This is a genomic window from Blastococcus saxobsidens DD2 (genome assembly GCF_000284015.1).
GTDB lineage: Bacteria > Actinomycetota > Actinomycetes > Mycobacteriales > Geodermatophilaceae > Blastococcus > Blastococcus saxobsidens_A.
Window position 1 is genome coordinate 338,491 of record NC_016943.1, and the last position, 25,905, is coordinate 364,395.

Below are 25,905 nucleotides of genomic sequence, written 5' to 3' on the forward strand. Positions count from 1 at the left end.
CCAGAGCCCCGGACCACCCTAGCCGTCAGTGACGCATCGCCCGTGCCTGGAGAACGCGTCCGGGTCCTGTGGGTGATCAAGGGTCTGGGGGCCGGGGGTGCGGAGCGGCTGCTCGTATCGCTCGCGAGGGTCTCGGACAGGAGGAGGTTCCACCTGACGGTCGCGTACGTGCTGCCGCACAAGGATGCACTCGTCAGCGAACTGGCCGCCGCCGGCGTGGAGGTGGTCCCCCTCCTGACGGAGGCGCCGCGGGGCGCGCTGCGCCGCAACGTCGCGTGGGCGCGGAAGCTGCGCCAGCTCCTGAAGCGCGGCGACTACGACGTGGTCCACACCCACTCCCCGGTCGTCGCGGGCGTGACCCGGCTGCTCAGGCTCACCCTCGGGAAGAGGACGCGGCCGGCCATGGTCTCGACCGAGCACAACAGCTGGAACTCCTACGTGCCTGCGACGCGCTGGCTTAACGCCGTGCTCCACAGGAGAGACGATCTCCGCTTCGCGGTGTCCACCGAGTGCCGCAACTCGATGTGGCGTCGGTGGCGCCCGGAAGTCGAAGTACTGGCGCACGGAGTCGTGCTTGAGGACTACACCACGGCGCCCGGCCGCCGCGAGGAGGTGCGAAAGGAGTTGGGCATCGATCCCGCCGGCATCGTCATCTGCACCGTGGCGAACCTGCGGCGGGAGAAGGGCTACCCCGAGCTGCTGGACGCTGCCGCAGTCATCACGCAGGCCGACTCCCGGGCCGTGTTCCTCGCGGCCGGTCAGGGCGCGCTGGCGGACATGTTGCACCGGGAGCACGAACGGCTCCGCCTCGGCAACCGGTTCCGGTTCCTGGGGCAGGTCGACGACGTGCCCAACTTGCTGACAGCGGCCGACATCTTCGTGCTGCCCTCGCGCTACGAGGGTCAGCCGATCGCGATCATGGAAGCGCTGTGCGTGGGTCTTCCCGTGGTCGCCACCAGGGTCGGCGGGATACCGGAGCAGGTGCGGCACGGCGTCGAGGGGCTCCTGGTCCCCCCGCGCGACACGCACGCCCTGGTGGCGGCGCTGACCACGTTGATCGAGGACGAGGAGCGTCGACGACGGATGGGGCTCGCGGCGCGCGACCGTGGGCAGGCGTTCGACATCCGACTCGCCTGCCGGCGGCTGGAGAGGGGGTACATGGAACTGGCGTACGGGCGGGCGACGGTGCACGGACCCGGCCGCCAGGGTGCTCCCCGGATCCTGCGACCACGGGGGGCTGCTGCGTCGTTCCGCCGGCTGCGGGATCGCGCGCGGCGCTGACGGTTCGGCAGGGGGTGGAGCGCTACCGACGCTTCGCGGACGGGCCCTGGAGCCAGCCGGGTCGACGCAGGCGCAGGCTGCTGTCCGACGGTGTGCGATGGCCACGGCGGTACGGAGACGTCTGGGTCGAGGACTGCCAACCCTCCGCCCAGACCGACAGAGCCGTGACGTCGGCGAGTGCGAAGCGTCGCCACACGGAGGTCACGGCCCGCGCGAGGAGCGCGTGGGCGTTCCAGACCTTCGACAGGTGCATGAGCCGAGGCTGCAGCCACTCGCCGAACAACACCAGCTCCGCGAGGTCACGGTGCGCGACGAGCGACGATGAGCCGGCCACCACCATCCCGCAGGCGTGCAGCAGCCGCTCCTCATCGGCCAACGTCCGCAGGCTCCGGCCACCGAGCCGGAACTCGCGTCCCTCGCCCCAGAGGCCGGCCGGGTCGACCTCCACCCCGGGGACGGGCATCGGGAGGGCGTCGTGCAGGTCGAGCCGGAGTCCGGTGGGTCCGGTGAGCGTGGTGCCGGGTACGGCCGCCGCGTCCGACGGCCGCTCCGTCCAGCCGGTGCCCCGGAGCAGTTCGGTCGCGTCCGGGAGTTGCGGTGGTTGCACCAGGAGGCTGAGCCGGTGGAAGGGCCGCATCGCCGGGTCGCGGTACTGCAGCTGCGCTGCAGCGGTGCCCCCCAGTACCCGGAACGGGACGCCCGCCTGGTCCAGCAGCTCAGCCACCGAGAGCAGCGCGTGCTCGAGCCGCAGGCAGGTGGCCATGTCCTGCGTGTGCGTCTCTGCCAGCGCAGCCGTGGCCGCCGGTGGCAGGACCAGCTCCTCGCGCTGGACCGTACCGAGCAGAAGGCCCGCGAGCCGGTGTGGCCGCACGGCCGCGACCAGGTCTCCTGCCAGCGGCTCGTGGATCTCCCGCTGGGGGAGCTCCCGGAGCGATCCTGGCAGCCCCGCGGCGGCCACCGCGGTCAGGACGTCGTCGGGCGGGGGGCTCACTCCGGGACGACCTCGAGAGACCGGCACCGTTCGAGGTCGGCCAGGGCGCCGAGCACCTCGGCCTCGACATCGCTGCGGTCCCGCCCCGTCGCCGCCGACTGGTGCTCGACCAGGTCGTCGATCGGCACGTCGCCCACGAGCTGCGACCACACCCGGGCGCCCGCGCCGGTGACTGGAACCAGCCGCCCCTCGGAGCGCAGCAGGTAACCGGTTGCGGTGGAGCGGAACAACAGGCCGGGCCGCCGCCGGACGACCGCGCCGGCCCTGATCCCCGGGCCGTGGTCGCCGGTCACAAGGTGACCACGGTGGGCCGGCGACTCCCGTTCGTTGCATTGCGGGCGTCGAACAGCAGCTTCGCGTGCTCCGCCACCATGTCGACGTCGTAGGTGGAGTGCGGGGTCAGGAGCAGGACGATGTCGGCCGCGGCGAGGGAGGTGCGCGAGAGGCTGGAGCCGCGCAGTGACAGCCCGTGCTCCCGGATTTCCGTGACGAAGGGGTCGTGGAAGGTGACCTTCGCACCCTTGCTGACGAGACGGGCGAGCACCTCGATGGCTGCCGATTCCCGCAGGTCACCCACGTCGGGCTTGTAGGTGACGCCCAAGGCGAGGATGTTCGCCCCCTTCACCGCCTTGCCGTGGTCGCTCAGCGCCTCGATGACCCGCGAGGTGACGTAGGTCGGCATGTGCGCGTTGATGTCCTGCGCCGTCTCCACGAGGCGGAACGGCCGCCCGGTGTCCCGTCGCGACTGCCAGGCCAGGTAGGTGGGGTCGAGCGGGATGCAGTGCCCGCCCACGCCGGGTCCGGGGTAGAAGGGCATGAAGCCGAAGGGCTTCGTCGCCGCCGCCCGGATGACCTCCCAGACGTCGATCTGCTGCTCCGAGCAGAGCGTCGCCAGCTCGTTCACCAGGGCGATGTTGACCATCCGGAACGTGTTCTCGAGCAGCTTCGCCATCTCCGCGGCCCGGCAGCTCGACAGCACCTCCACCTCGTCCACGAGCTGGTCGTAGAACATGCCGGCGGTCTGCGAGGAGGGCTCGTCGATCCCGCCGACGACCCGCGGGGTGTTGCGCAACCCGTACTTGACGTTGCCGGGGTCGATGCGCTCCGGCGAGTAGGCCAGCAGGAAGTCGCGCCCGGCGCGCAGGCCGTGCGCCTCGAGTAGGGGGCGGAGCACCTGCTCGGTGGTGCCGGGATACGTGGTGGACTCCAGCACCACGAGGCTGTCCCGGCGGAGGTGCCCGGCAACCGCCCGTCCGGCGTCCTCGATGAACCGCAGGTCGGGGCGGTGCTCCACGACCGGCGTCGGGACGCAGATGACGACCACGTCGCAGTCGGCGAGGGCGGCGGCATCGGTCCCGAAGAAGAGCCGACCGGCCTCCACCGCGTTGGCGAACAGCGCGTCGTCCACCCCGGGGACGACGTTCGACCCTGCGGCGAGCTGCTGGATTCGGTCGGTGTCCACGTCGACCGCCCGGACGGTCATCCCCTCGACGGCGGCCGACGCGGCCAGCGACAGCCCGACGTAGCCCTGGCCCACGACGCCGATCACCGCTTCGCGGCGGGTGATACGACGCTGGAGCTGCTGCGTTTTCATGCCCGATTCCCATTCATCGTGGTGAGCTCACCGGCGGACTGCGCGGCTGTGATCAGAGGTGAGGTGCCTCGGTGGTCGTCGAAGGCCTGGCCGTGCAGCGGACCGAGGGGGGCCATACCGGCAGCGGCCGGCTCGACCGGCGAGTCGGGGGACAGCGGGCCCATCGGAACGACGAAGTTCGGCTGCGGGGCGACCTCGGCGGCTTCGTTCCGCTCCAGCAGGGCGGCGCGGACCCCTGCGCCGTCCTCCGCGTCCGCCAGGCGGCGCAACAGGTCCACTCGCGCGGCCAGCGCACGGTCGGAGGGCAGCACCGGATCAAGGCGCAGCACGCTGGGGTGCTCGGTCGGCCGCGCCCCCTCCTCCGGAATGCTCAATTCCTCGTGCAATTTCTCGCCGGGACGTGTTCCGGAAATGCGGATCTCGACGTCCGTACCCGGTCGGCGACCGGACAGGCGGATCATCCGGTGGGCGAGATCGATGATGCTGACGGGCTGTCCCATCTCGAGCATGAACAACTCACCGCCGCGACTCATCGCGGCCGCCTGCAGAACCAGCTGGACGGCTTCCGGAATGGTCATGAAGTAGCGGGTCATCCGGGCGTCGGTGACCGTGACCGGGCCGCCCGCCTGGATCTGGCGGGAGAACGTCGGGATGACGCTGCCGCGCGAGCCGAGCACGTTGCCGAAGCGGACACCGCACCAGGCTCGGCCGGAGTTCCGGGCGCTGGTCAGGACGAGGTCCTCCGCGACGCTCTTCGAGGCGCCCATGACGCTGCTCGGGCGCACCGCCTTGTCGGTGGAGATGAGCACGAGGGACGGGACGTCGACCGCCGCGGCGGCCGCGACGACGTTCCCGGTGCCGACCACGTTGGTCATCACGGCCTCGCTGGGCGCCGTCTCCAGCATGGGCACGTGCTTGTGCGCGGCGGCGTGGAAGACCACGTCGGGCCGGTGTCGCGCGAAGGCCCGGTTCAGCCGCTCCGCGTCGCGGATGTCGACGAGCTCGGGCACTGCCGTGGGCGGCAGCGTGGCGAGGGCGTCGTGCAGATGCGTCTCGTCGTGGTCGAGCAGGACCAGGCGCTCCGGGGCGCACCTGGCGACCTGGCGGCAGATCTCGGAGCCGATCGAGCCGCCGGCGCCCGTGACCAGGACCCGACGCCCCTGCAGCATCGAGGCGATCCGGACCAGGTCGGTGCCGACGGGCTCGCGGCCGAGCAGGTCGTCGATCCGCAGGTCGCGCACGTCCTGCAGCCGGAGGCCCGAGCGGACCAGCTCGTCGCCGCCCGGCAGGACCCGCAGGACCACGCCGGAATCGTCGGCCAGCCCGGCGATGCGCTCCACGACGGCGGTGGGCGTCTCCGGGTCTGCCAGCACGATCTGGTGGACGTCCAGCTCGGCGAGGAGCCGTGGGAGCTCGCTCAGGCCGCCCAGGACGCGCACCCCGGAGAGCAGCCGCCCCCAGGTGCGGGCGTCGTTGTCGAGTACCGCCACGGGCAGGAGCCCGGTGTGCCCGTGGGTCTGCATCTGGCGGATGAGCTCCGCGCCCGTCCGGCCGGCGCCGATGACGAGCACGCGCATGCCGGTGTCGGCCTCGGCCTGTTCCGATCGCCGGCGGAACGACACCAGGCGCGTCTGGAACCTCGCCAAACCCACGAACATGGTCGCGACGAGGCCGGACACCAGTGCGACGGTCAGCGGCACGAACCGGGGTACCAGGTCGATCGCGACCATGATGAGGGTGGCGGCCCCTCCTGCGACCAGGACCCGCCGCGCCTCGACCACGCTCGCGTACCGCCACAGGTGCCCGTACACGCCGGCCGCGGCGTTGACCCCGACGAACACGGCGATCGCGAGAGGGACGAAGCTCAGGAGACCCGCCCAGGCATCCGACGGGACCGCGCCGTCGTACCGGAACAGCAGGGACAGCACCAGCGCGGCCGTGAGCAGGACGGTGTCCTGCAGCGGAAGCACCAGGGCCGGGCGGGTTCTCGCGAGACGGCCGAGGAGGCTGACCGGAACCGACGGACTGGCGTCGTGCGGACCTCTGACCGATCCCACGTCCCCCCCTGGGCGATGGGACGCCGACCCGACCCGGTGCCCAGATCGTCGGCGCGCTAAACAAAGACGAACGGACCTTAACGGCACGAACTCGTGCCGCGGAAGCCCCTAAAACGTTCAACTCGAGCAACTTAAATGACATCGTGTATTCAATCCAGTGCGCTTAGTTACTGTTATTGCCGTCGACTCCTCATGTCGCTACTGAGCGCGTGGATACAAACGCAAGAAGTGACTCCGCTCGGTGACGTGGACGGCTATCGTGCTGCCGTGCGAACAGGCCTCAAGCGTGTACTGGGTGCGGTACCGGGCCGCGAGGCCTCCGGGTGCACCGTGTTGATCTACCACCGGGTGGGTGGCGGCTCGCCGGACGAGCGGGATCTGGCCGTGGCGGACTTCGAGGCGCAGCTCGACGAGCTCGCCAGCCACGACGTGCTGCGGCTCGACGATGCCCTGGACCGGATCGAGCGGGGCGACACGTCCCCGTCCGTGGTCCTCACCTTCGACGACGGCTTCCGGGACGTGTACGAGCACGCCTGGCCCCGGCTCCGGGAAGCCCGCCTGCCGAGCACGCTGTACTTGGCCACCGCGTTCGTCGGTGGGACGATGCACTGGGACGGCTCGACGGCGAAGGCGGCGGGGCCGGCCCTGGAGTGGGCGCACATCGAGGAGATGGCGTCGACGGGCCTGGTCACCGTCGGCGCGCACACCCACAACCACGCGCGTCCCGAGCTGCTGACCACCGAGGAACTGGACTTCTGCGACTCGGCGATCGAGGAACGGCTGGGAACACGACCCCGGCACTTCGCCTACCCGTGGGGCGTCGCCGTCCCGCGCATGGAGGAGGAGCTGCGGAGGCGGTACCGCTCGTCCGTCACCGGAGAACTCGGCCGCAACCAGCCCGGCGTGGACCTCGCGCGGCTGCGCCGCGTGCCCGTGCGCCGCACCGATCCGATCGGCTTCTTCCGGGCCAAGCTGCGCGGGTCACTCGGCCCCGAAAAGGCTTATGCCGGGATGGTGGCGCTGGCCAAGAGGAGCGGTGCGCGTGCCTGAACTCCCGGTGCTGCGTGGGCCCGGTGGTCGGCCGCTGCGCGTCGCTCACCTGACCACCGTCGACATGAGCCTGGCTCTCCTGCTGGGGCGCGAGCTGCAGGCCGACGTGGAGACTGGCCTGGAGACGTTCGCGTTGAGTGCTCCCGGGCCGTTCGCGTCGGATGTGGAGAAGACCGGGGCGACGCACGTGCCGGTTCCTGGTCTCACCCGGTCCTGGCAGCCACGGCAGGACCTGCGCGCCGCCCGAGAGCTGGTGTCGGTCCTGAAGGGCTTGCGGCTCGATGTCCTGCACACCCACAATCCGAAGACCGGTGTGATCGGCCGGCTTGCCGGCCGGGCAGCAGGTGTGCCGGTCATCGTGAACACCTGCCACGGGTTGTGGGCCGGGCCGGGCGACCCCTGGCGTCGGCAGGCGATGGTTCTGGGCGCCGAGGCACTCGCGGCGCAGGCCTCGCATGCCGAGCTCTACCAGAACGCGGCCGACCGGCACCGGCTGCGGCGGTTCGTCTCGCCGAGGCGCTCGCGGGTGGTCGGGAACGGCATCGACCTCGAGCGGTTCCGGCCCGATCCGGCCGGGCAGGAGCGCGTACGCGCCGAGCTCGGCATCGGCTCCGCCGAGCTCGTCGTCGGAGCCATCGGGCGACGGGTGCAGGAGAAGGGGATCGCCGAGTTCGTGGCGGCCGCGCGCGCGCTCGGTGAGCGGGCACGGTTCCTGTGGATCGGCCCGGAGGATCCGGACAAGCCGGATGCCTTGGCGGAGGAGGACCCGGCCGTTCGATGGGTCCCGGCCCGATCGGACATGCCGGGGGTGTACTCCGCCCTTGACGTCTTCGTGCTGCCGTCGTACCGGGAGGGTTTCTCGCGCTCGGGCATGGAGGCGGCTGCGTGCGGCCTGCCCATGGTGCTCAGCGACATCCGCGGCTGCCGCGAGGTGGGCGACCACGAGAGGCACCTGCTGCTGGTCCCACCTCGGGACGCCGACGCGCTGACAGGTGCCATCGCACGGCTGCTCGACGACGCGGCGCTGCGCGCCCGGCTGGGTGCGGCGGCGGGGGAGCGGGCCCGGGCAGAGTTCGACCAGGTGGGGATCGCAGCGGAGTCGCTGCGGACGTACGCCGCGGTGGCCCGCCGCCGCGGTCTCGGATGGGCCGAGCAGTGACCGTCACCGCTCGGCCGTACCGGGGCGGGGAAAGCGCTCGGCGCGCCGTGGACCTCGCGCTCGCGACGGTCGCAGGGGTCGTGCTCGGCCCGGTGGCGGTAGCGGCGGCCGTCCTCGTCCGCTGGCGGATGGGGCCGCCGGTGCTGTTCCGACAGCAGCGCAGCGGGCTGCACGGGGCCGAGTTCTCGATCCTCAAGCTCCGCACCATGCGGGCGGAGGACTACCCGGGTGAGCCGGACCCCGATCGCCTGACCACAGTGGGTAACGTACTGCGGACGACGAGCCTCGACGAATTGCCCCAGCTGTGGAACGTGCTCCGCGGCGACATGGCGCTCATCGGGCCGCGACCCACGCTCCCCGAGCAGGTCGAGCGCTACAGCGATCGTCAGCGGGGTCGGCTCGCCGTCCGTCCTGGTCTCACGGGCTGGGCGCAGGTCCTGGCCCGCAATAGCATCAGCTGGCCAGAGCGCATCGAGCTCGACCTCTGGTATGTCGAGCACCGCAGCTGGTCACTGGATGCGCGCATCCTGCTGCTCACGGCGTGGCGCTTGCTGCGTCCGAGCGGCGTGACCGCGGTCGGCGGGATCAATCCGGGATTTCCGCTGCCGGAGGACCTGATCGGTCTGCCGACGTGTCAGTACTCACGCGAGGCCTAACTTCACCTCAAGCGCATTGCAGTACGTAAGCCCATGGTGGACCGGTGGGTCAGCGGAGCCGCTCCGGTCTGTCCCGTCACCGCCCCGCGACGACGAGGCGAGCGTCCCGCAGGAGCACTCGAACCGTGGCTCGTGCGACCAGGAAGCCACCCCCCAGGTAGCTGGTCGCGCCGACGAGCACAAGAACGACTAATTCCACGGCCGTGGGCGTGCTGGACGGCAGCAGGACGTCGCAGGTGATCACAGCGGCACTCATCAGCACTGACAGCCCGATGTACGTCGCGACCGGCCGGGCCACGAGACGCCATCCGAGCAGCAGGTGCCTGCTCACGAGAATTTCCTGGAGACAGACGGTCGTCAGGGATGCAGTAACGACGGCGCCGGCTACTGCGACGATGTCTCCCCACACGGCTACGGCGATCGTTGCGCCGACGACTGTCGCGCCGGCGCGGAACCCGAGCACGAGAACGTGGCGTCGAACTGAGCGCTGGGCCACCGAGACGATGTTGACCGATGTCGTGTAGAGATCAATCAGGGCACCGAGAGCGAGAATTCGCAGCGGGTCCACTGCGCCGGACCATGACGCACCGAAGAAGAGGAGGATCAAAGGCTCCGCGCAGAGGCTGATACCGACGAACACGGGCATTCCCAAGCCGAGCAGCACCGGCAGCGTCTTATGCCAGAGCTGGGCAGTGCTACGCAGGTCGCCGGCTCGCATATAGGTCGGCAGCATGACTTGACGGACGACGTCCGTGATCCGTAGGCGGATGATGTTCGGAAGGACGTAGGCCACGTAGTAGACCCCGAGCGCAGGTCCGCCGATGCCGGCACTCACAAGCCAGTAGTCGGCGTTCTTCTGGACATAGGAGAACGCCATGCCCAGTGTCAGCCCTGACGTGAAAGACAGGTCGCGACGGATCAGCCCCATCGAGATGCGCGTGTCAGGCAGCCAGCGCGCGGCAGTAATGGAGACGGCGAAGCCCGCGGCCGCCCCGCAGACGTTCCCGATGATGACCGCCCACGCTCCGAGGCCGGCGAATGCCAAGACGACCTCGAGAACCAGGTATGTGAGGGATCCGGCGAGCAGGGCCGCATTCATCCTCGTGAACTTGCGGCTTCGCTGCAGCAGTGCCTGAGGAACCAGTTGCATGAGACCGAACAAGAAGGAGAAGGACAACACAGCCAGGTACGGACCGGCGTCGGGCTGGCCCAGCAACGACGCGAGCGGTCGTGCGGCGAGGGTCATCACCAAGACGGCCGCCACGCCGGTGCCTGCGCACAACCAGAAGTAGGAGGAGGCAGCCGTCCGGAGGCCGTCGGTTCGCGTGACGATGGCCGCGTTGATGCCGCTGAGTGACAGCAGGGACAACAAGCCCAGTAAGCTCTGCGCGAGCGCCACGATCCCAAACTCGCCCGTGGTGAGCAGCCGGGCGAGGATCACCGTCGCTGCCAGACTTCCCAGCTGGACGATGGTGTGTGCCACGAGCGTGGTGCGTGCTCCACGCCGGGCGACCTGTCCGGTGGTGGTCGGTGCAGACCGATCCGAGTCGGAGGAGGCGCTCATGCTGCGTCGGCCTGCATAGCCGTTGGCATCGACTGCCGTCCCGGATCGTCCACCGCTGTCAGCCCTAGTCCCTCACCGGAAGAGGCCGACGGTGCTGCGCCAGGGCCGCGAAGTGCGCGGCTACGGGGTTGCCGTTCTTCCGCAGTCGTTCCATGGCTTCCTGGACCTGAGCTCGGGCAGCTGACTCGCCTGCCATCTCCGTCATTTGCGCGGAAAGCCGGGAGCCCGTCGTGTCCCTGAGGGGCATGACCCAGGAACCCGGCAGACCCAGTGACTCGTAAACCCCCTCCGTCTTCGTCCCGGCGCTGGAGACGGCCACGGCCGGCGTGCCGGCGATGAAAGCGAAGATCGCCGAGTGCAGGCGCGTGGCCAGGAGCACCTCGGCGCGGGCGTACAGCGCGATCAGTCCGGTTGGCGTCCACCCCTCCTCGAGCACCGTGGCCGGGGCGCCCAGTGCGTCGGCGAGCCGGTGGGCGTGGCTTCGCTCCGCTTCGTCGTGAATGGCGATCACGATTCGGTCCACGTGTGACCGGTCGAGCGCGTTGCGGCTGGCTTCCTCCACGGCCCGGAACATTTTCTCGTTCGGCGCCGCCTCGGGGATGTGGCGCAGAGTCAGGACAAGGAAACGCTGTCCTTGTAGGCCCGCCTTCGCGAGCGCCTTCTCCTGAGCGGCAAGACTGGGCGGGGCCATGTGCAGCACCCCGTCCGTGGCGGACACGACACGATCGCGAGGGACTCCGAGAGCGAGCGCTTCATCGAAGCTCCGCGGGTCACGAGCGATGACGAGGTCGAGTCGCCGGAGAACGTGCCGGACCACGGCTCGGGGGATGGAGTGGGAGAACGGGCCGACCGTCGTCGGAAACGTTGCGGTGGGCACCCCATGACGTGCGGCGTAGAGCAGCGGGTAGATGGTGCTCACCATCGACAGGGTCGACCTGATGCTGTCGCGATCGACGAAGACGTAACCGCCTTTGCTCACGACGAGGTCCGCATTTCGGAGCGCCTTGAGAGCAGGCGGATCCGAGTCACGTCCGGGCAGCACGAGACTGGCAATTAGCCGCGCCACCCGGCGGATGCCCGCCAACGGTCCCGACCGGGGGAAGGGCGACGGGAGCCAGCGGAGCTCGGGGTAGGCGCTGGTCGTGAGCTGGTGACTTCGATCGATCGGCCGTCGGTTGTCAATCGGTAGCGCAGCGACCTGGGCGCCGGGGGATGCGACGAGCAGGGCCTCCAGCGTCGCGGCCGTGATGGCCGCTCCTCCCACGTTCGTATCACCGAAGACATTGGTTATCACGAAGCGCTTCGGTGCGGACTCCTGGCGCTGCTGTGCGCGGCGAGCCCCTTCGAGACTCCGTGAACTCGTGCGTACCTGGTTCTTCCATCGCCCGAAGGACCGGATCGCCGTACCGAGCAGGGCAACGGGTCGCCGGAACACATGATCGACCACTCGCAAGTCACCCTCCCGTGCCGTTGTCATGCCTGGTGGAGGCTAGCGTGGCGTTCCGGCGCGTCACCCCTTTGGTTCCTGACCGCTGTGCGGCCCAACAGCTGGCTGAACTCGGTAGCCGGCCGTCGGGTCGGTCGTGCGGGGCGGCTCGACCAGCGCCGGGTCGGGGACGGCCACCCCCGATCAAACGTCTTCGTGCGCCGCGTCCGGGGCCGCCGGCACCGGCGTCCCGGCCCGGCACTCCCCGCCGATCGTCATGGCAAGATCGCCGCATGCTCTCGGATCGGCAGCTGGCGACGAGGACCCTCGCGTCTGCGCTGCAGGTTGCGCCCGTCACGGCGGCTGCCAGGCGGCTCAGTTCCGGTCGGCTGCGCGTGGTGGCGTACCACGGAGTCTCCGATCCCCGGGCGCTGGTCGATCAGATCGCCGCACTGAGGCGGAGGTACCAGCTCGTCACCGGAGACGACATCGCGAGGGCCGTCGCGACGGGGGAGAAGCTGCCGCCCGCATCGTTGTGGTTGACCTTCGACGACGGGCACCCGGACGCATTCGCGGTGGCTGACCTCCTCGCCGAGGAAGGCGTCTCGGCATGCATGTTCGTCTGCCCCGGGACGTTGGACACCCGCGTTCCGTTCTGGTGGCAGGTCGTGGACCACGCCGGCGGGGCGGGAGTCATCGCTCCAGGGGAGCAGACACAGTTCTCCCGGGCGCGGCTGAAGATGCTCCCCGACCCCGAGCGGCGCGCTGAGGTCGCCGTCCTCGAGGAACGTCTGCGCGACCGACTCGGGCAACCGCTGACCGTGGAACAGGCGACGCAGCACGACCTGCGTCGTTGGTGCGAAGCCGGCCACGAGATCGGAAACCACACCTGGGACCACCCGTGCCTGCCGAGGTGCACCGATCCCGAGCAGCGCCGCCAGCTCGTCCAGGCCCACGAGACGCTGGTCAGCTGGGGCATCGCCCCGCGGTTCTTCGCCTATCCCAACGGCGACCTGGGGGAGGAGGCCGAACGGACCGCCCAGGAGCTGGGGTACGTCGCGTCGTTCCTGTTCGATCACCGGCTGACGAGGCTGGACGAGAGCTCCCACCGCCTGTCACGCCTCCGGCTGGACGCGTCGGCGAGCGTGGGCCGGGCGCGGTCCATCGCCTCCGGCGCGCACTCGGCCGCCTTCGGGATCCTGCGGTGAGCAAGGCAGCAGACCGGCCCTCGTACGACGTCGTGCTGGTCGAGGACGTCCCGAGGCAGCAGATCGTCGAGTTGCTGCAGGCGGCGTTCGGACCTGCCAAGACGGCGGACCACTACACCTGGAAGCACGTCGAAGGCCCGTGGGGTCCCTCCCGAGGATGGGTGGCGGTCGACGGGGACGCCGTGCTGGGCGCGCGGCTGATCGTCCCGTGGCGCCTGGCGCTGGACGGAAGGAGCTTCGCCGCGTCCCGGGCCATGGACGGAGCGGTCACTCCCGCAGCGCGGGGCCGCGGCGTCTTCAGTGGTCTGGTCAGGCGCGAGATGTCCCACCTCGCAGCAGCCGAGCGCTGGCACGTCCTCTACTCGACCTCTGTCCCCGCCAGTCGGGAGGCGTACCGCCGGCTGGGTTGGACGATCCTGGAGCCCCGGCCGTCCGTGCTGTCGGTGCGTCTTCCACGACGCCCGGCGCTGGTGGAGGAGATCGATCCCCGGACGGTGCAGCCGACGATCCCCGCCGGCCGGCTCCACACCGACTGGGACGCCCGCGGCCTGGGATGGCGAGTGGATCCGCGCTCCGGTCATCGGTACGAGGCGGTCCAGCTCCGGAACGGCGGCAGCCGCCTGCTGTACCGGCGCACGACCCTGCGCGGCGTCCCCGTCCTGGTCGTCGTGGTGAGGACCGGTCCACCCGAGGAGCAGTCGGCGCTCCTCGGGGCCGCGTGCGCTCGAGGACGGTGCGGTGCGGTGATCCTGCAGGCGCTCGATCCAGCGACGTCCGCGAGGCCGCGGGTGGTATCGGGGAGCACCGTCTCGGTGTGGCAGCAGGAGGGCCCGGACGCTCCGGTCGACGCGAGGGCCGGCGGCAACTGGACGTTCACCGGTGCAGACCTGGAAGGGGTCCTGTGATCACCTCCGCGCACGTGGGGCCGCCGAAGCTGCGGGTTCTGCACGTCCTGACGTCGACGCAACGTCGCGGCGCGGAGTCGTTCGCCCTCAGCGTGCAGCGTGGCCTGCGGGAGCGGGGGCACGACACCCGGCCGGTCGCGCTCGTCGGCGCGTCGCATCCCCCCACCCTCCCCGTCGATCCACTGGGGGCGACCCATCTGGGGCCGGCGACGCTCATGGGCCTGCGCCGTGCGGCGGCCGATGTCGATGTCGTCGTCGCGCACGGGTCCCGCACCTTGCCGGCCTGCGCCCTCGCCCTGTGCTTCTCCAGGGTCCCGGTCGTCTACGTCAACATCGGTGACCCACTTTTCTGGGCGAACACGCCGCTCCGTCGTGCCCGAGTGCGACTGATGTTCCGCCGTCTCGCTGCCGTGGCGGCTCGCACCGAGGCCTCGCGGAAGGCGTTGATCGACCATCTGGGCATGCGGCCCGCCGCGGTCCGCGTCATCGGCAACGGCCGGCGTTCGAGCGACTTCCCGCCGACCGACGAGCACCGGAGAGCCGCTGCTCGCAAGGCGCTTGGGCTTGATGGCGCCGGGGATGTCGTGGTCCACGCGGGAGCCTTGGCGCCGGAGAAGCGGGTCGACGTCCTCATCGACGCCGTCGGTCGCATGGACTCGTCGACCCGGCTGGTGCTGGCGGGTGACGGGCTCCTCCGAGCGGAACTGGAGAGGCAAGCGCGCGCCGTTCTCGGTGACCGCGCCGTATTCCTGGGCGTGCGGAACGACGTTGCTCAGGTGTTGGCGGCCGCGGACGTCCTGGCGCTGGCGAGCGACAGCGAAGGCCTGCCTGGCGTGGTGATCGAGGCCGGGCTCGTGGGGATCCCGGTCGTGGCCACGGCCGTCGGCTTCACCTCATCCGTCGTCGTGGACGGCGTCACGGGGGTCCTGGTTGAACCCGGGGATCCCGTGCGCATGGCCCGCGCGGTCGAGACCGCGCTGACCGCCGCGGAGGAGATGGGCGCGGCCGGTCGCAGGCACTGCATGGAGCAGTTCGAGATGGAGCGGATCCTCGACGCCTGGGAGTCGCTGCTGCACGAGGTGGCGCGGTGACCGATGAGCTCCACGTGGTCCACGTCATCAACCGGCTCTCGCCGTCCGGCGGCGCCGAGGTCTCCCTGCTCCAGTCCCTTCCCCACCTCCGTGCCGCAGGCATCCGCAGCACCGTGGTCACCGTCCACCCGCACGATCGCGGTTCCCGGGTGGACGAGGCGCGGTCATCGGGCGCTGACGTCATCTGTCTCGATGCGCCTGGGTTGCTGTCGGCCACTGCTCGGTTCATGCGGCTGCTTCCCGGCCTCCAGGCAGACCTCGTCCACACGACCCTCTTCGATGCCGGAGTCGTCGGCCGGGTGGCCGCCCGCATGCGCGGTGTCCCAGCCGTGATCTCCGTGGTCAACGCGGCCTACGCGGCCACCGTAGGGAGAGCATCCGGTGGCCGCCTGGCGGGGGTGGTCGTAAAGCAGGTCGACCGGCAGCTGACGCGGCACGCCACGATCGGCGTGCATGCTCTGTCCCATTTCTCGGCATCCGCTGCGGAGGAGACGTTGGGCGCCGATCCTCACCGGATCACCGTCGTCCCTCGTGGGCGCGACCGAGCGGCTCTGGGGCATCCCAGCCCGGAGCGCCGAGCGTCCGCTCGAGCTGCCTTGGAGCTCGATGACACCCAGCCGGTGGTGCTGTCGGTCGGGCGTCAGGAAGGGCAGAAGGCACACCACCTCCTTGTCCAGGCGTTCACGACAGTTGTCGCGAAGCACCCCAGGGCGGTGCTCGTGCTCGCGGGACGGCCTGGCGCCAATACCAGCCGCATCGAGAGCTGCATCACGCAGGCGGATCTCCCTGAGGGCAGTGTCCGTGTACTGGGACGCCGCGATGATGTGGGTGATCTTCTCTGCGCCGCAGACGTCTTCGCTCTTCCTTCGTTGTCGGAAGGCCTCGGTGGCGTCGTCATCGAGGCGATGGCCATGGAGGCTGCCGTCGCCAGCTTCGCGCTGCCGGCGGTGGTTGAGGTGCTGGGAGACTCGGGCGTCGTCGTCCCGCCGGGCGATGTGGTGGCCCTCGGAGATGCGGTCCTCTCTCTCATCGACGATCCCGTGCGCCGGCGGCGATTGGTCGCGACGGCGCTCAGCCGCTTCGAGGACAACTATCGGATCGAGACGGTGGCCGCGCGCATGGCCGACTGGTATCGATCCCTGTCCCATGCCGGACGGTGACTCGGTCTCCGCTATTCGGCGACACGACCGACTTCCCCGATTTCCGCGCGTGACGGTCGTTCGCGAGTCCACCTGGTCGGCTGGCGTGAATCGCTTTCCCTGTCGAATTGCTGTCACCATGAGCAGCAGCAGGTGTGGTGCCTCCCGCACCGACCGAACATCAGGTGGCCCATGACCGACGTCGGAGAGCTGCTCGGCAGCATTGCTGCCAGCGGGATGGAGTGTGCGCAGGGCGCGTGGCCGGCCGAGCCGCTCGACGACGTCGCCTGGGCCGAATTGCTGCGCCGCGTTCGCGCGGAGCGCCTGCCCGGGTTCCTGGTCCATGCCATCGGTTCGGGCGCGCTGGCGGCCACTCCGCAACAGGCTGTACAGGCGAAGAGAGAACACCTCGTCGCGGTGGGCAGAGTGCTCGGCATCGAGACGGGCGCTCTCCAGATCCTTCGACAGCTCGCATCAGCCGGAGTGCAGGCACGCGTGCTCAAGGGGCCGGCGGTGGCCCAGCTCGACTACCCTGACCCAGCCCTCCGGCTGTTCGTCGACATCGACCTCATCGTCCGGTCGGATGACTTCGACCGGGCTGTCGTAGCGCTGACGGAAGCGGGACACCATCGGCGGCACCGGCAGCCTCGCCCTGGCTTCGACCGTCGCTTCAGCAAGGGAACCAGCTTCGTCGTCAGCGACCACCTGGTGGTCGACCTGCACCGGACGTTCGTCATGGGGCCGTTCGGGCTGTGGGTGGACCTTGTGGAGGTGTGGCGCTCGTCGAGCACGTTCACCATGGGTGGTGCTCGCCTCCAGGCGCTGGACCGGGAGGTCCGTTTCATGCATGCGTGCTTCCACGCCGCCCTCGGCGACGTCGTCCCTCGCCTCGTACCGCAACGTGACGTCGTGCAGATGCTGCTCGACGTGCGGCTCGACGTCGACCGGGTCTTGTTGCTCGCTCGAAACTGGCGCGCCGAGGCGGTCGTGGCCAAGGCTGTGACGGAGAGTTGGCGCACCCTTCGGCTCGACCTTCGTCCGGACCTGGTCGTCTGGGCGCTTGGCTACCGCCCATCGCGGCGGGAGGCGCGTGAGCTCGCCCTGTACAGCGACTCCGAGAGCGGCTATGCCCGGAAGTCACTCGGAGCGCTTCGGGCAGTTCCCGGCCTCCGCGACAAGGCAGCCTTCTTGCGCGCACTGGCTTTCCCGGACCCTTCCTACGTGGAGGGTCGATACGTAAGCCCGCGGCAGCGGCTGACCAAGGGGCTGTTCGCCGTCGCAGGACTGCGTTCCCGAAAGAGATCGAGCTGAGCTCGCGGAGTTCGGCGGAGTGAGAATCTGCCTTGATCACGCGCTGGTGCTTAGGGTTCCTCCCATGATACCCCCGGTGACCGAGGTGCGGGCAATCGTGCAGGACCCCCGGTGCTTCATACGGGAGGGAGTCAGCGAGGCGTTGCGGTCGTCCGGTGTCATGGTCGTGGCGGCGGTCCCGACGGTTGCGGCGCTCGATCACGCACTGGGGGAACTGGATGCCGACGTGGTGCTGAGCCCCGTCGCTGGATCAGCCATCACCCGCCTCACCGCGCGGCACAGACTGGTGCGAATCACGGACGGGACCACGATAGCAGCGATGATCAGTGCGGCGATCCGGGGCCCGTCGGGTTCAAAGCCGCCGCGCTCGGCGACGCACGCGGAACCGCTGCGCGCGCTGCTGACCGCTCGTGAGGCCGGTGTGCTCGAACTGGTGGCCGTCGGCCTGACTGCTCGAGAGATCGCCCAGCGGTTGGGCATCAGCGCGCGCACCGTCGACGGCCACAAGCAGGCGGTGTTCACGAAGTTCGGGGTCGCCAGCCAGGCGCAGGCCGTCGCTCGTGCCCTCGACGAAGGGCTCATCCTACTGCTGCCCGGTGACCCGACCGCCGAGCCCATACCATGAGTGCCGCACCACGAGTGCTCGTCGCGCACCCCTCCGCATTGGTGCGGACCACGCTGCAGTCCGTGCTCGAGAAGCGCGGCATACCAGTCGTAGGTGATGCGGACCGGCTCACCATCCTGCGGCAACGCTGCGCTGAGACACACCCGCAGGTCGTGGTCAGCGCGGAACGGTTTCCCGACGGCGACCTCCTCGCCGGCCTTACTGCCCTGCTGTCGTCGGGGGCGCGCATTCTTGCGGTGTGCGAGAGCCACTCAGACAACGTCGTCGACATCCTGCTCGCCGGTGCGTCCGGTTGTGTGTTCCTCACTGACGGCTTGCCGGACGATGTGGCACAGGGGGTGCGCACGGTGTCGAAGGGGGGATCGGCACTGCATCCGCTGGCGGCCCATGCGGTTCTCAATCGCTGGCGGGCGGAGCGTGACGGACCCAGTCCCTCAAACCCCCGCCGAGACGTCCTGACGAGCCGCGAGCGGGAGATCCTCGCGGCCATGGCCAGGGGGTTGACCACTCGAGGGGTAGCCGAGAAGTTGGAGATCTCCGTCAAGACGGTCGAGGCGCACAAAGCGCGGGTGTTCGCGAAGCTGGGAGCTCGCAATCAGGCGCACGCGGTGTCCCTAGCGAGGTCCCGACACCTGCTGGATTGAACGATGCGTTCATTCGTCCGGGATTCAGCAGACTTTTCGGATTCGGCAGACAGGCTGCCGAACCGAGGGAGGGCCTTGCCCCCTGATCTTGGACACGCGTGGGGTGTCTACGCCGCGGTTGGCAGCGTAGCCGGAGACCGGCGGGCCTCGTAGGCGCTGGGGCTGATCTGGCCGCAGGCGGAGTGCCGCCGGCGGGTGTTGTAGCGGGTGCTCCAGGCGAACACCGCGCGCCGCGCCTGGGCGGGGGTGTCCCAGCCGGGAGCGCCGGCGAGGGTCTCGCGCTTGAGGGTGGCGTTGAAGGACTCGGCCAGGGCGTTGTCGGCGCTGGAGCCGACCGCGCCCATCGAGCGGGTCACGCCGAGGCGGTCGCACAGGTCGGCGTAGGCCCGTGACGTGTATTGAGCGCCGTGGTCGCTGTGAAAGATGGCCCCGGTCAGGCCGCCGCGTTCGCGGTGCGCGGCGAGCAGTGCGTCTTCGACGAGTTCGGTGCGCATGTGGTCGGCGATCGACCAGCCCACCAGCCGGCGGGAGAAGCAGTCGATCACCGTGGCCAGGTAGAGGTTGCGCCCGTCGCCGCAGGGCAGGTAGGTGATGTCCCCGACGTAGACGCGGTTGGGGGCGTCGGCGGTGAAGTTGCGTTCAAGCAGGTCAGGCACCTGCTGATCAGCCGGTTCGGGGATCGTGGTGCGCACCCGCCGGCGCAGCCGGATCCCGGCGATGCCGTTGGAGGCCATGACGCGGGCGACCCGCTTGTGGTTCACCCGCGCCTCGGCCGGGGCGCCGTCGTTGAGCTCGGCGGTCACCCGCGGCGCCCCGTAGGCCCGGTTGCCCGGGTCCTCGGCGTGCACCGCGCGAATCCGGGCCGCGAGCTCCTCATCGGCCACGGCACGGGCCTCGGCGCCGGCCTCCCAGGCGTAGAACGATGTTCGGGCGACCTCCACGATCTGGCACATCCGCTTCACCTCGAAGGCGTCCCGGTGGTCGGCGACGAACTGGAAGCGGGTCACCAGCGCGTCTCCCCGGCGAAATACTTGGCCGCCGCCCGCAGGATGTCTCGCTCACTGTTCAGCTTCCGCTGATCAGCCTCCAGCTCGCTGACTCGAGCGCGCAGGCGGGCGAGTTCCTGCTCAGGAGTCTCGCCCTCCGGTCCTGGCGGTCCGGACCGGCCACCAGGCCGCCGCTGCACCTCAACGCCAGCGGCCTTCAGCCACGCCGACAGCGTTCCGTCCATGATCCCCAGGTCGCCGGCGATCCCCACCACCGTCGCCCCCGGCGTCGACCGGTACAGCTCCACCGCGTCCCGGCGGAACTCCTCGGAGTACGTCTTCCTCGCCACCGTCTGATCTTCTCGCTTCCTCCAGGCCAAGCCTGGATTCAGCGTGTCCACGATCAGGGGTCAAGTCCCGGACGGGGCCCTGCATGGGCCCTGCGTGACGGGGTCCCGTCCCTCGGCGAGCGTCAGGGAGAGACAGGACCGAGTGGAACGCCCGGAGCATTCGGGTCGGGCTGCAGCACGATGCCGTCCACACCGGTGAAGTCCTTGGCCTGCAGAGTCAACTCGTGCAGCGAGCCGATCTCCGCGATGGTCGGGGGCGTGTAGTCCTCGTTCGTCATGGAACTCAATCTCCTGTGTTGTGGGATCTCGGACGCTACGCTCGCCGGTCTGCATGCATCAGAGGAAATTGCCCTAGGGGAACGGCGGTCTTCGTTGGGATCGGTATACGGCTTGCGCATCCAGGGTCTCGACGCTGCGGCACGGTTGATGCAGCCCGACGACGACACGTTGCCCCTCTTGGAGGTGCGCCGGGAGACGACGGGCGAACGGCCCCACGTCACCGAGCTGGACGAGTGGAGCGCGGCCTTCGGACTCCAAGGGGATAGCGGGTGGGTCAGACTGTCTCGGGAACCTCTCCGGGCGCAGCTGCGCCTCGACGGGCCGTACAACGATGAGCAGGTACTGCACCCGTTCCTGGCGATGACGGCGGCGATCTCGAACTGGTGGATAGGTCGGCACGTGCTGCATGCCGGGGCATTTGTGGTCGACGGCGGGGCGTGGGGCGTGCTCGGTGCCAAGGAAGCCGGCAAGAGCTCCCTGCTGGCGCAACTCGCAACCGATGGCCGCGCCGTGCTGTGCGACGACCTGCTCGTGCTCGACGGCCAGCTCGCTCACGCCGGCCCGTCCTGCATCGACCTCCGCCCGGGGGCAGCGGACCGGTTCGGGGGCGAGCCGCTAGGAGTCGTAGGAGTTCGCGAGCGAATTCGCCTGCGCCTGCCGCGAAGCGACTCCCGAGCGGTCCTTCGGGGCTGGATCGTTCCGACGTGGGGTTCGACGGTGGGCGTCACGGCACAACCGGTCCGGGACCGGCTGAAGTCGGTTTTGGGCAACTATGCGCTGTACCGGGGGCCGCGCGACCCGGCTGCGGCCATTTCGCTCGCTTCCCTGCCTGTCCTGGTGCTCACCCGCCCGAAAGACTGGGGCGCCATGTCCGATGCCTCAGCCGCGCTTCTGCGCGCCACCCGTGGTTTCGGTGGTGGCGGCTGACGTCCGAGTCGCAGCCGCTCGGTGCTGAGCGAGCCATGCAGACTGGAGGAGCATCCAACTACGGGCGTCAGAGCCGGAGCCCTCGGTCTTCCACATGGCATGGAGCACGTCCGGATCAACGACGCTCGCATCCACCCCGGAGCCGTCCCAGTCCTGCGCCGCCTGACGCGCGTGGACGTTCCAAAAGGCCCCATCGAAGAATCCTTTGGTCGACCGGTTGAGCACCGGGTGGGGCAGAAGATCACCGACCAGGTACTGCATCGCCTCCGTTCGGCTGGCGAACCCGCCGCGGCCACGTTCCCGGGCGAGCGCGTCCAGGAAGACGCCATCGCACAGGGGACTCGACGCGAACCGAGAGCCCGCGCCGCGCGACACGATGTCGAGGCTGTCGGCACAGACGCTGCGGTACAGGCTCGGCCACCAGTCTCGACGGATGTTCTCGTCCCAGTGGACCGCCGCGCGGGCGGCCGCGTCGAGCTTCATCCTCGCGACCGCCGCCTCTGCATCCGGCCGCAACCACGTGAGCCGCGGAGCCGGCCTGTGCCGCTTCCGGCGCTCGAGGAACAGGCGCCGGACCACCGGAGGCATCGCAGCGACTGCAATCCGGACTGCGTCCCTCTTGTTGAGGCGCACGCGGCCGGTCAGCGCCTGGTTGACGCGTTCCCAGTCCCATCCCATCGACAGCAACTCGTCACCGCCGAAGCCGGTGAGCACCGAGCCCCCTGGCGCCCGCTCCGCGACGGGCAGGTGGAAGTGCGCGTTCAGCGGCCAGAGCAATCCGTGTTGTCGCATCACGCGCTGGGCTAGCGGGCCGACGATGTCCATCTCATCGGTCAGTGCGACCTTCTCCCACTCGGTCAGTGCGAGGTGTCGAACGACGAGTTCCTGCCAAGACCCCTCGTCGGAAGCGCCGACGTCAGGAAAGCGCAGCGTCACCGGGATCGGCAGGGGCAGGCCCTCACGCCGGGCCACATGGGCGGCGACCGCGAGGACCGCGGACGAGTCGCGCCCCCCGGAGAAACTGATGACGCACGGCGGACTCTGCAACGCCTGGAGGATCGACGCCTCGAGCGCCTCACGGGCGGTCTGTGCCCGCAGCGCCCTGGGCAGCGGTGGCGCCGAGGGATTCTGCCCGACCAGCATCCCGATCGATGTCTGCAGTGCCGTCAGCTGGTAGGGCCGGGGGGACTCCGGTATCTCTGCCGGCTTTGGTGCGATCACAGCGGAGGGCGGCAGTCGATGAATCTCCGAGTAGCCGTTCGCCGCCCGTGACGGCAGCGCATCTCCGGCGAGCCAGGCGTGCGCTTCCACCCTGGCCTCCGGTCGGGCGACCCCGACCACGACGTCACAGCGAACGCCGTTGACCGCCAGCCAGGCCTGCTCGACGAGCGACCGTTCCAGGCAGGTGGGTTCGAGGCGTCGAAGGACCGCGAACACGCCGCGCCGCGCACCGGGCGGCAAGGGGGGTACGTCCGGGACGACGGCTTGGAGGCCCGCCGACTTCAAGGACCGTCGCGTCCGCCAGACGGCCCAGGCGGTCCAGGCGGCGGCTCGCGCAGTCGGCACGGACCACCGGGGCGTCAGGGGCGTACTCGCATAGCGGTCGAATGCGGGGGTGGCGCGGTTCTCTGTGTCGGCCCTTGCTGCCGGCTCCGCGCTCGTCACGGTTCGAGTAGACCCCGGGTTCGGCAGGCTTCGACGAAGGCTGCGACGTCGCCGTCCGCACGCGTCCGGTCGATGCCGTACCGCTCCACGAGCCGGTTCGCCATGGATTCGCTCGTCGTCCCCTCGACCATCAGGGGCCAGAGCGTGGAACCGGCCCCGTTGACGCCGAGATAGGTCGACGACTCCAAGCCCAGAAGGATGATCTCGCCGTCGACCTCCCGCCAGGCGGCCGCCCTCTCACGCAACTTGACGGAATGGGTTCGGGAGTCAGCGCTCATGGGTCACTCCTGCAGAGACGGGACGTTGCACCACTTCTCCAACCGCCCAACCATAGTCGTCTGAGCCCACCTGCAAGGGGCGGAATCCGGCTTCGACCAGCTCGGCTTCTATCTGCTCGCGGGTGAAGAAGTGGACGAAGTTGGGCACGAGCGCATCTCCGGGCTCCACCGGCGGCCGGCGGCTGAGCCGACGGAGCGCGGTTCCGATCCGGGCGGCGACCCGGAACCGGGCGATGGTTCCGCGGCGGGCGAAGTACGACAACAGCACCCGGCCTCCGTCCGGCAGTGCGGTGGCCGTCGCGCGAAGATAGGCGATCCGGCGGTGCCGCCCCGGTATCAGCATGTAGGCCCCCCAGCCGATGACGACGGCGTCGGTGGGTGGTGCTGCCGGTGGCCAACCGACCCGGGGGCTGACCCGAACACGCTCCCCGTGGCCTTCGGCCGCGATCAGGCGGGCCCCAAAGGCAGCCAGCGCGGGATGCGGCTCGAACCCCATGGCGTCGAAACCCTGCGCGAGGAGGGCGAGCACCTCGCGGCCGCCCCCCGCGCCCACCACGGTGACCCGGCAGCCGGCCGGGAAGTACGTCGAGACGGCATGCTGCTCCCACGACGAGAGCCCGCTCCGGTTGTATGCCTCGTCCTGGTACATCGGCGCACGGTCGTAGTACGCCGTGTCCAGTGCAGCCAGCCGCCGATCGTCGAGCAGGCCGAGCCAGACGCCGTCGAACAGGCCACGCGCTGCCTTCAGGCCGGCCTCCATCAAGCGGTGGCTGCGCAGGACGGCGCGGGTGACCGGGTCGGGGCGGCTCACAGGTACGCCCGGGCCTGCAGCGTGAACAGTTCCGCGTACAGTCCGGCCTCCGCCATCAGGGCGTCGTGAGTGCCCTGTTCCACCACCCGGCCGTCCTGGAGCACGTAGATCATGTCGGCTGATCGAACACTAGAGAAGCGATGCGAGACAAGCAGCGCCGTCCGGCCACCGAGCAGGGCGCGGACGTCCTCGAACAGCGCATGTTCCGCACGGGGGTCCAGCGCCGCCGTCGGTTCGTCCAGGACGACAAGGGGGGCGTCTCGGAACAAGGCGCGGGCCAGCGCCACCCGCTGCCACTGCCCGACCGACAGGTCCACCCCGCCAGCGAACTCCTTGCCCAGCAGCGTGTCGTACCCCTCGGGCAGGCGTTCGATGAACGGCGCCGCTCCGGCGCGGTGAGCCGCCACCTCGACCCGCGGCTGGTCCGATTGCTCGTCCGGACCGCTCAGGTCGATGTTCTCTCGCGCGGTGAGCTGGTAGCGCACGAAGTCCTGGAAGATCACCGCCACGCTCCGCCGGATCCGCGCCGGCTCCATCTCCCCGATGTCGCGCCCGTCCCAGCGCATGGTGCCTTGGGTGGGCGGATAGAGGCAGGCGACGATCTTGGCGACCGTGGTCTTGCCCGAGCCGTTCTCTCCGACGAGGGCGACGACCTGCCCTCGGCGGATCGTGAGGTCGACGCCACGAAGGGCAGGCGTGGCCGTTTCGGGATAGGTGTAATGGACGTCCTCCAGGACGACGTCCTGGAGGAGAGGGGCGCCACTCGGTTCGTCGCCCTGCGCGGCCTGGCCCGGCGAGTCGAGGAAGTCCGCGAGGTCGGCGAGGAAGGTCGACGACTCGATGAGGGTGCCCACGGCCTTGAACAACTGTTCGAGGCGTGAGCTGACCAGCCGCACGCCCAACGCCGCAGCGCCCGCCTCCGCCAGACCGACGCGACCGACCGCGATCAGCCACACCAGCAGGGCCAGCGTGAGGACCAGGGCCAACGAGGTCGTGCCCACGACCGCCGCTGCATACCGCTGACGTCGACGGGCCTGGTCCCGGAACATGGACAGGAACTGGGCGCTGGCCTGCTCGTGCCGGTGCCGGAGGGCAGCCTCGACGCCGAAGGCCCGGACCTCCTTGGCCTCCTGCCGGCCCGTCAGAACTCGCCGTAGGTACGTCCGGCGCCGGTAGATCGGCATGGCCCGGGTCGTGAATTCGAACTCCGTCCGGCTGGCTTTCCTGCTCAGCAGCACGGAGGGGACGCCGGCCAGCAGGAGGACCGGGACGAGCAGCGGGTCCAGGGTCAGCAAGGCGGCGAGCAGGAGGATGGTGCCGACGCCGCCACCGATGAGACCGAACAAGCCGGTCGCCACGGCCGCGGGTTGTGTGACGGCGTTGTCCTGGATGCGCTGCAACCGGTCGAAGAAGCTCGGTGACTCGAAGGCCTCCAGCCCGACCCGGCTGGTCACGCCGAGCACCTGCCGCCACACCGTCTGGGACGTCTGCTCGTTCATGAGCCGCTGATGCTGCTGCTGGAACGCCGTAGCGGCGCCGGCCAGTGCGGTGACCACCGCGAGCGCAGCGAGGGCCGGAGCCAGGCGAGCGGCGCTCGCGCCACCCTGGGGCGCGGCCAGTATGCCGTCGAGCACCCACTTCCCGACCAGCACCAGAGCGGCCAGGCTCACCGCGCCCACGACGGTCCACCCCGCGGCGGCGATGAAGGTGACCCGGTCGGCACGCCACGCCAGCCGCACCGCTCCGCCCAGCAGCCCAGCGACCCGTCGGAGCTCCGCCGTTCGGCCGACCGTGGGCTCTCCCCTCACGTCAGCCCCCAAGGCACGCGACGCAGCACCCGCGGATGCACGGTGCCGGTCGTCGCCACGGCGGTGACAGTAGTGCGGAGCTCGTGCCGCGGCACCGATG

Annotated in this window: 24 protein-coding genes; 12 read left to right on the forward strand and 12 right to left on the reverse strand. The window is 70.0% G+C overall.

The window, feature by feature from the left end:
- Positions 1 to 72 precede the first annotated feature (72 nt).
- Positions 73 to 1,281, forward strand: coding sequence for a glycosyltransferase (locus tag BLASA_RS24725; protein WP_051004765.1), 1,209 nt, complete (start codon positions 73 to 75; stop codon positions 1,279 to 1,281).
- A 22-nt stretch (positions 1,282 to 1,303) separates the two neighbouring features.
- Here the strand turns inward: BLASA_RS24725 and BLASA_RS01560 are convergent, their stop codons facing one another.
- The 4 genes from BLASA_RS01560 to BLASA_RS01575 are packed head-to-tail and all read right to left on the reverse strand — an operon-like array spanning position 1,304 to position 5,836.
- Entirely contained in the window at positions 1,304 to 2,272 is a 969-nt protein-coding gene (locus BLASA_RS01560) for a nucleotidyltransferase family protein (RefSeq protein WP_014374238.1), read from the reverse strand.
- Positions 2,269 to 2,565, reverse strand: coding sequence for a hypothetical protein (locus BLASA_RS24730; RefSeq protein WP_014374239.1), 297 nt, complete (start codon positions 2,563 to 2,565; stop codon positions 2,269 to 2,271). The genes BLASA_RS01560 and BLASA_RS24730 overlap by 4 nt, the downstream gene beginning before the upstream one ends.
- The gene (locus BLASA_RS01570) at positions 2,562 to 3,866 is read right to left on the reverse strand and encodes a nucleotide sugar dehydrogenase (RefSeq protein WP_014374240.1); all 1,305 of its coding nucleotides are present in this window, start codon (positions 3,864 to 3,866) and stop codon (positions 2,562 to 2,564) included. The genes BLASA_RS24730 and BLASA_RS01570 overlap by 4 nt, the downstream gene beginning before the upstream one ends.
- Positions 3,863 to 5,836, reverse strand: a complete 1,974-nt coding sequence (locus BLASA_RS01575) for a nucleoside-diphosphate sugar epimerase/dehydratase (RefSeq protein WP_051004767.1) — start codon at positions 5,834 to 5,836, stop codon at positions 3,863 to 3,865. The genes BLASA_RS01570 and BLASA_RS01575 overlap by 4 nt, the downstream gene beginning before the upstream one ends.
- Positions 5,837 to 6,253: 417 nt before the next feature.
- Here BLASA_RS01575 and BLASA_RS01580 point away from each other — a divergent pair, with 417 nt between their 5' ends.
- From BLASA_RS01580 to BLASA_RS01590, 3 genes are read left to right on the forward strand one after another with little or no spacing between them, the layout of a single operon-like run.
- The gene (locus tag BLASA_RS01580) at positions 6,254 to 6,973 is read left to right on the forward strand and encodes a polysaccharide deacetylase family protein (RefSeq protein WP_197536256.1); all 720 of its coding nucleotides are present in this window, start codon (positions 6,254 to 6,256) and stop codon (positions 6,971 to 6,973) included.
- Positions 6,966 to 8,132 carry a glycosyltransferase gene (locus tag BLASA_RS01585; RefSeq protein ID WP_014374243.1) on the forward strand — a complete coding sequence of 389 codons (1,167 nt, stop codon included), beginning with the start codon at positions 6,966 to 6,968 and terminating at the stop codon, positions 8,130 to 8,132. Before BLASA_RS01580 ends, BLASA_RS01585 begins: the two co-directional genes overlap by 8 nt.
- Positions 8,129 to 8,788: a sugar transferase gene (locus BLASA_RS01590; protein ID WP_197536257.1), complete on the forward strand. Its 660-nt coding sequence runs from the start codon at positions 8,129 to 8,131 to the stop codon at positions 8,786 to 8,788. The genes BLASA_RS01585 and BLASA_RS01590 overlap by 4 nt, the downstream gene beginning before the upstream one ends.
- A gap of 76 nt (positions 8,789 to 8,864) precedes the next feature.
- Here the strand turns inward: BLASA_RS01590 and BLASA_RS01595 are convergent, their stop codons facing one another.
- Entirely contained in the window at positions 8,865 to 10,352 is a 1,488-nt protein-coding gene (locus BLASA_RS01595) for an oligosaccharide flippase family protein (protein ID WP_014374245.1), read from the reverse strand.
- Between the two features lie 64 nt (positions 10,353 to 10,416).
- Positions 10,417 to 11,829 (reverse strand): polysaccharide pyruvyl transferase family protein, encoded by a 1,413-nt coding sequence (locus BLASA_RS01600; RefSeq protein ID WP_083877897.1) that lies wholly within the window; start codon positions 11,827 to 11,829, stop codon positions 10,417 to 10,419.
- A 347-nt stretch (positions 11,830 to 12,176) separates the two neighbouring features.
- Here BLASA_RS01600 and BLASA_RS01605 point away from each other — a divergent pair, with 347 nt between their 5' ends.
- From BLASA_RS01605 to BLASA_RS23215, 7 genes are all read left to right on the forward strand, one after another.
- A complete protein-coding gene (locus tag BLASA_RS01605) occupies positions 12,177 to 12,986 on the forward strand; it encodes a polysaccharide deacetylase family protein (protein ID WP_166486442.1) in 810 nt (269 codons plus the stop codon).
- Positions 12,983 to 13,891 (forward strand): GNAT family N-acetyltransferase, encoded by a 909-nt coding sequence (locus tag BLASA_RS01610; protein ID WP_014374248.1) that lies wholly within the window; start codon positions 12,983 to 12,985, stop codon positions 13,889 to 13,891. The genes BLASA_RS01605 and BLASA_RS01610 overlap by 4 nt, the downstream gene beginning before the upstream one ends.
- Positions 13,888 to 14,982 carry a glycosyltransferase gene (locus BLASA_RS23205; RefSeq protein WP_014374249.1) on the forward strand — a complete coding sequence of 365 codons (1,095 nt, stop codon included), beginning with the start codon at positions 13,888 to 13,890 and terminating at the stop codon, positions 14,980 to 14,982. Before BLASA_RS01610 ends, BLASA_RS23205 begins: the two co-directional genes overlap by 4 nt.
- A complete protein-coding gene (locus BLASA_RS01620) occupies positions 14,979 to 16,142 on the forward strand; it encodes a glycosyltransferase (RefSeq protein ID WP_014374250.1) in 1,164 nt (387 codons plus the stop codon). Before BLASA_RS23205 ends, BLASA_RS01620 begins: the two co-directional genes overlap by 4 nt.
- A 171-nt stretch (positions 16,143 to 16,313) precedes the next feature.
- Positions 16,314 to 17,432 carry a nucleotidyltransferase family protein gene (locus BLASA_RS01625; protein WP_014374251.1) on the forward strand — a complete coding sequence of 373 codons (1,119 nt, stop codon included), beginning with the start codon at positions 16,314 to 16,316 and terminating at the stop codon, positions 17,430 to 17,432.
- A gap of 76 nt (positions 17,433 to 17,508) precedes the next feature.
- Positions 17,509 to 18,057 (forward strand): helix-turn-helix transcriptional regulator, encoded by a 549-nt coding sequence (locus BLASA_RS23925; protein ID WP_166486443.1) that lies wholly within the window; start codon positions 17,509 to 17,511, stop codon positions 18,055 to 18,057.
- Between the two features lie 62 nt (positions 18,058 to 18,119).
- Positions 18,120 to 18,701 (forward strand): response regulator transcription factor, encoded by a 582-nt coding sequence (locus BLASA_RS23215; protein WP_166486444.1) that lies wholly within the window; start codon positions 18,120 to 18,122, stop codon positions 18,699 to 18,701.
- 107 nt (positions 18,702 to 18,808) lie between these two features.
- Here the strand turns inward: BLASA_RS23215 and BLASA_RS01640 are convergent.
- A protein-coding gene (locus BLASA_RS01640) for an IS3 family transposase (RefSeq protein WP_085972497.1) occupies positions 18,809 to 20,037 on the reverse strand; the annotation gives its coding sequence in 2 pieces (ribosomal slippage) (positions 18,809 to 19,725 and positions 19,725 to 20,037; 1,230 coding nt in all).
- A gap of 122 nt (positions 20,038 to 20,159) precedes the next feature.
- Positions 20,160 to 20,315 carry a hypothetical protein gene (locus tag BLASA_RS24735; RefSeq protein ID WP_014374256.1) on the reverse strand — a complete coding sequence of 52 codons (156 nt, stop codon included), beginning with the start codon at positions 20,313 to 20,315 and terminating at the stop codon, positions 20,160 to 20,162.
- On the opposite strand from BLASA_RS24735, the gene BLASA_RS01650 reads away from it, so the two are divergent.
- Positions 20,314 to 21,243, forward strand: coding sequence for a hypothetical protein (locus BLASA_RS01650; RefSeq protein ID WP_166486445.1), 930 nt, complete (start codon positions 20,314 to 20,316; stop codon positions 21,241 to 21,243). The two genes, BLASA_RS24735 and BLASA_RS01650, sit on opposite strands and share 2 nt — an antisense overlap.
- Here BLASA_RS01650 and BLASA_RS01655 read toward each other — a convergent pair.
- From BLASA_RS01655 to BLASA_RS01670, 4 genes are read right to left on the reverse strand one after another with little or no spacing between them, the layout of a single operon-like run.
- Entirely contained in the window at positions 21,196 to 22,908 is a 1,713-nt protein-coding gene (locus tag BLASA_RS01655; RefSeq protein WP_014374258.1) for a lasso peptide biosynthesis B2 protein, read from the reverse strand. The genes BLASA_RS01650 and BLASA_RS01655 overlap by 48 nt on opposite strands.
- Positions 22,905 to 23,186 carry a PqqD family protein gene (locus BLASA_RS01660; RefSeq protein WP_014374259.1) on the reverse strand — a complete coding sequence of 94 codons (282 nt, stop codon included), beginning with the start codon at positions 23,184 to 23,186 and terminating at the stop codon, positions 22,905 to 22,907. The genes BLASA_RS01655 and BLASA_RS01660 overlap by 4 nt, the downstream gene beginning before the upstream one ends.
- Positions 23,176 to 23,997: a putative methyltransferase gene (locus tag BLASA_RS01665; RefSeq protein ID WP_014374260.1), complete on the reverse strand. Its 822-nt coding sequence runs from the start codon at positions 23,995 to 23,997 to the stop codon at positions 23,176 to 23,178. Before BLASA_RS01665 ends, BLASA_RS01660 begins: the two co-directional genes overlap by 11 nt.
- Positions 23,994 to 25,805 (reverse strand): ABC transporter ATP-binding protein, encoded by a 1,812-nt coding sequence (locus BLASA_RS01670; RefSeq protein ID WP_014374261.1) that lies wholly within the window; start codon positions 25,803 to 25,805, stop codon positions 23,994 to 23,996. The genes BLASA_RS01665 and BLASA_RS01670 overlap by 4 nt, the downstream gene beginning before the upstream one ends.
- Positions 25,806 to 25,905 lie beyond the last annotated feature (100 nt).

Coding starts and splice junctions, on each gene's coding strand:
- BLASA_RS01650 (WP_166486445.1), top strand. CDS start 20,314: ATGGAACTCAATCTCCTGTGTTGTGGGATCTCGGACGCTACGCTCGCC.
- BLASA_RS01600 (WP_083877897.1), bottom strand. CDS start 11,829: ATGACAACGGCACGGGAGGGTGACTTGCGAGTGGTCGATCATGTGTTC.
- BLASA_RS01595 (WP_014374245.1), bottom strand. CDS start 10,352: ATGAGCGCCTCCTCCGACTCGGATCGGTCTGCACCGACCACCACCGGA.
- BLASA_RS24735 (WP_014374256.1), bottom strand. CDS start 20,315: ATGACGAACGAGGACTACACGCCCCCGACCATCGCGGAGATCGGCTCG.
- BLASA_RS01570 (WP_014374240.1), bottom strand. CDS start 3,866: ATGAAAACGCAGCAGCTCCAGCGTCGTATCACCCGCCGCGAAGCGGTG.
- BLASA_RS01660 (WP_014374259.1), bottom strand. CDS start 23,186: ATGAGCGCTGACTCCCGAACCCATTCCGTCAAGTTGCGTGAGAGGGCG.
- BLASA_RS01625 (WP_014374251.1), top strand. CDS start 16,314: ATGACCGACGTCGGAGAGCTGCTCGGCAGCATTGCTGCCAGCGGGATG.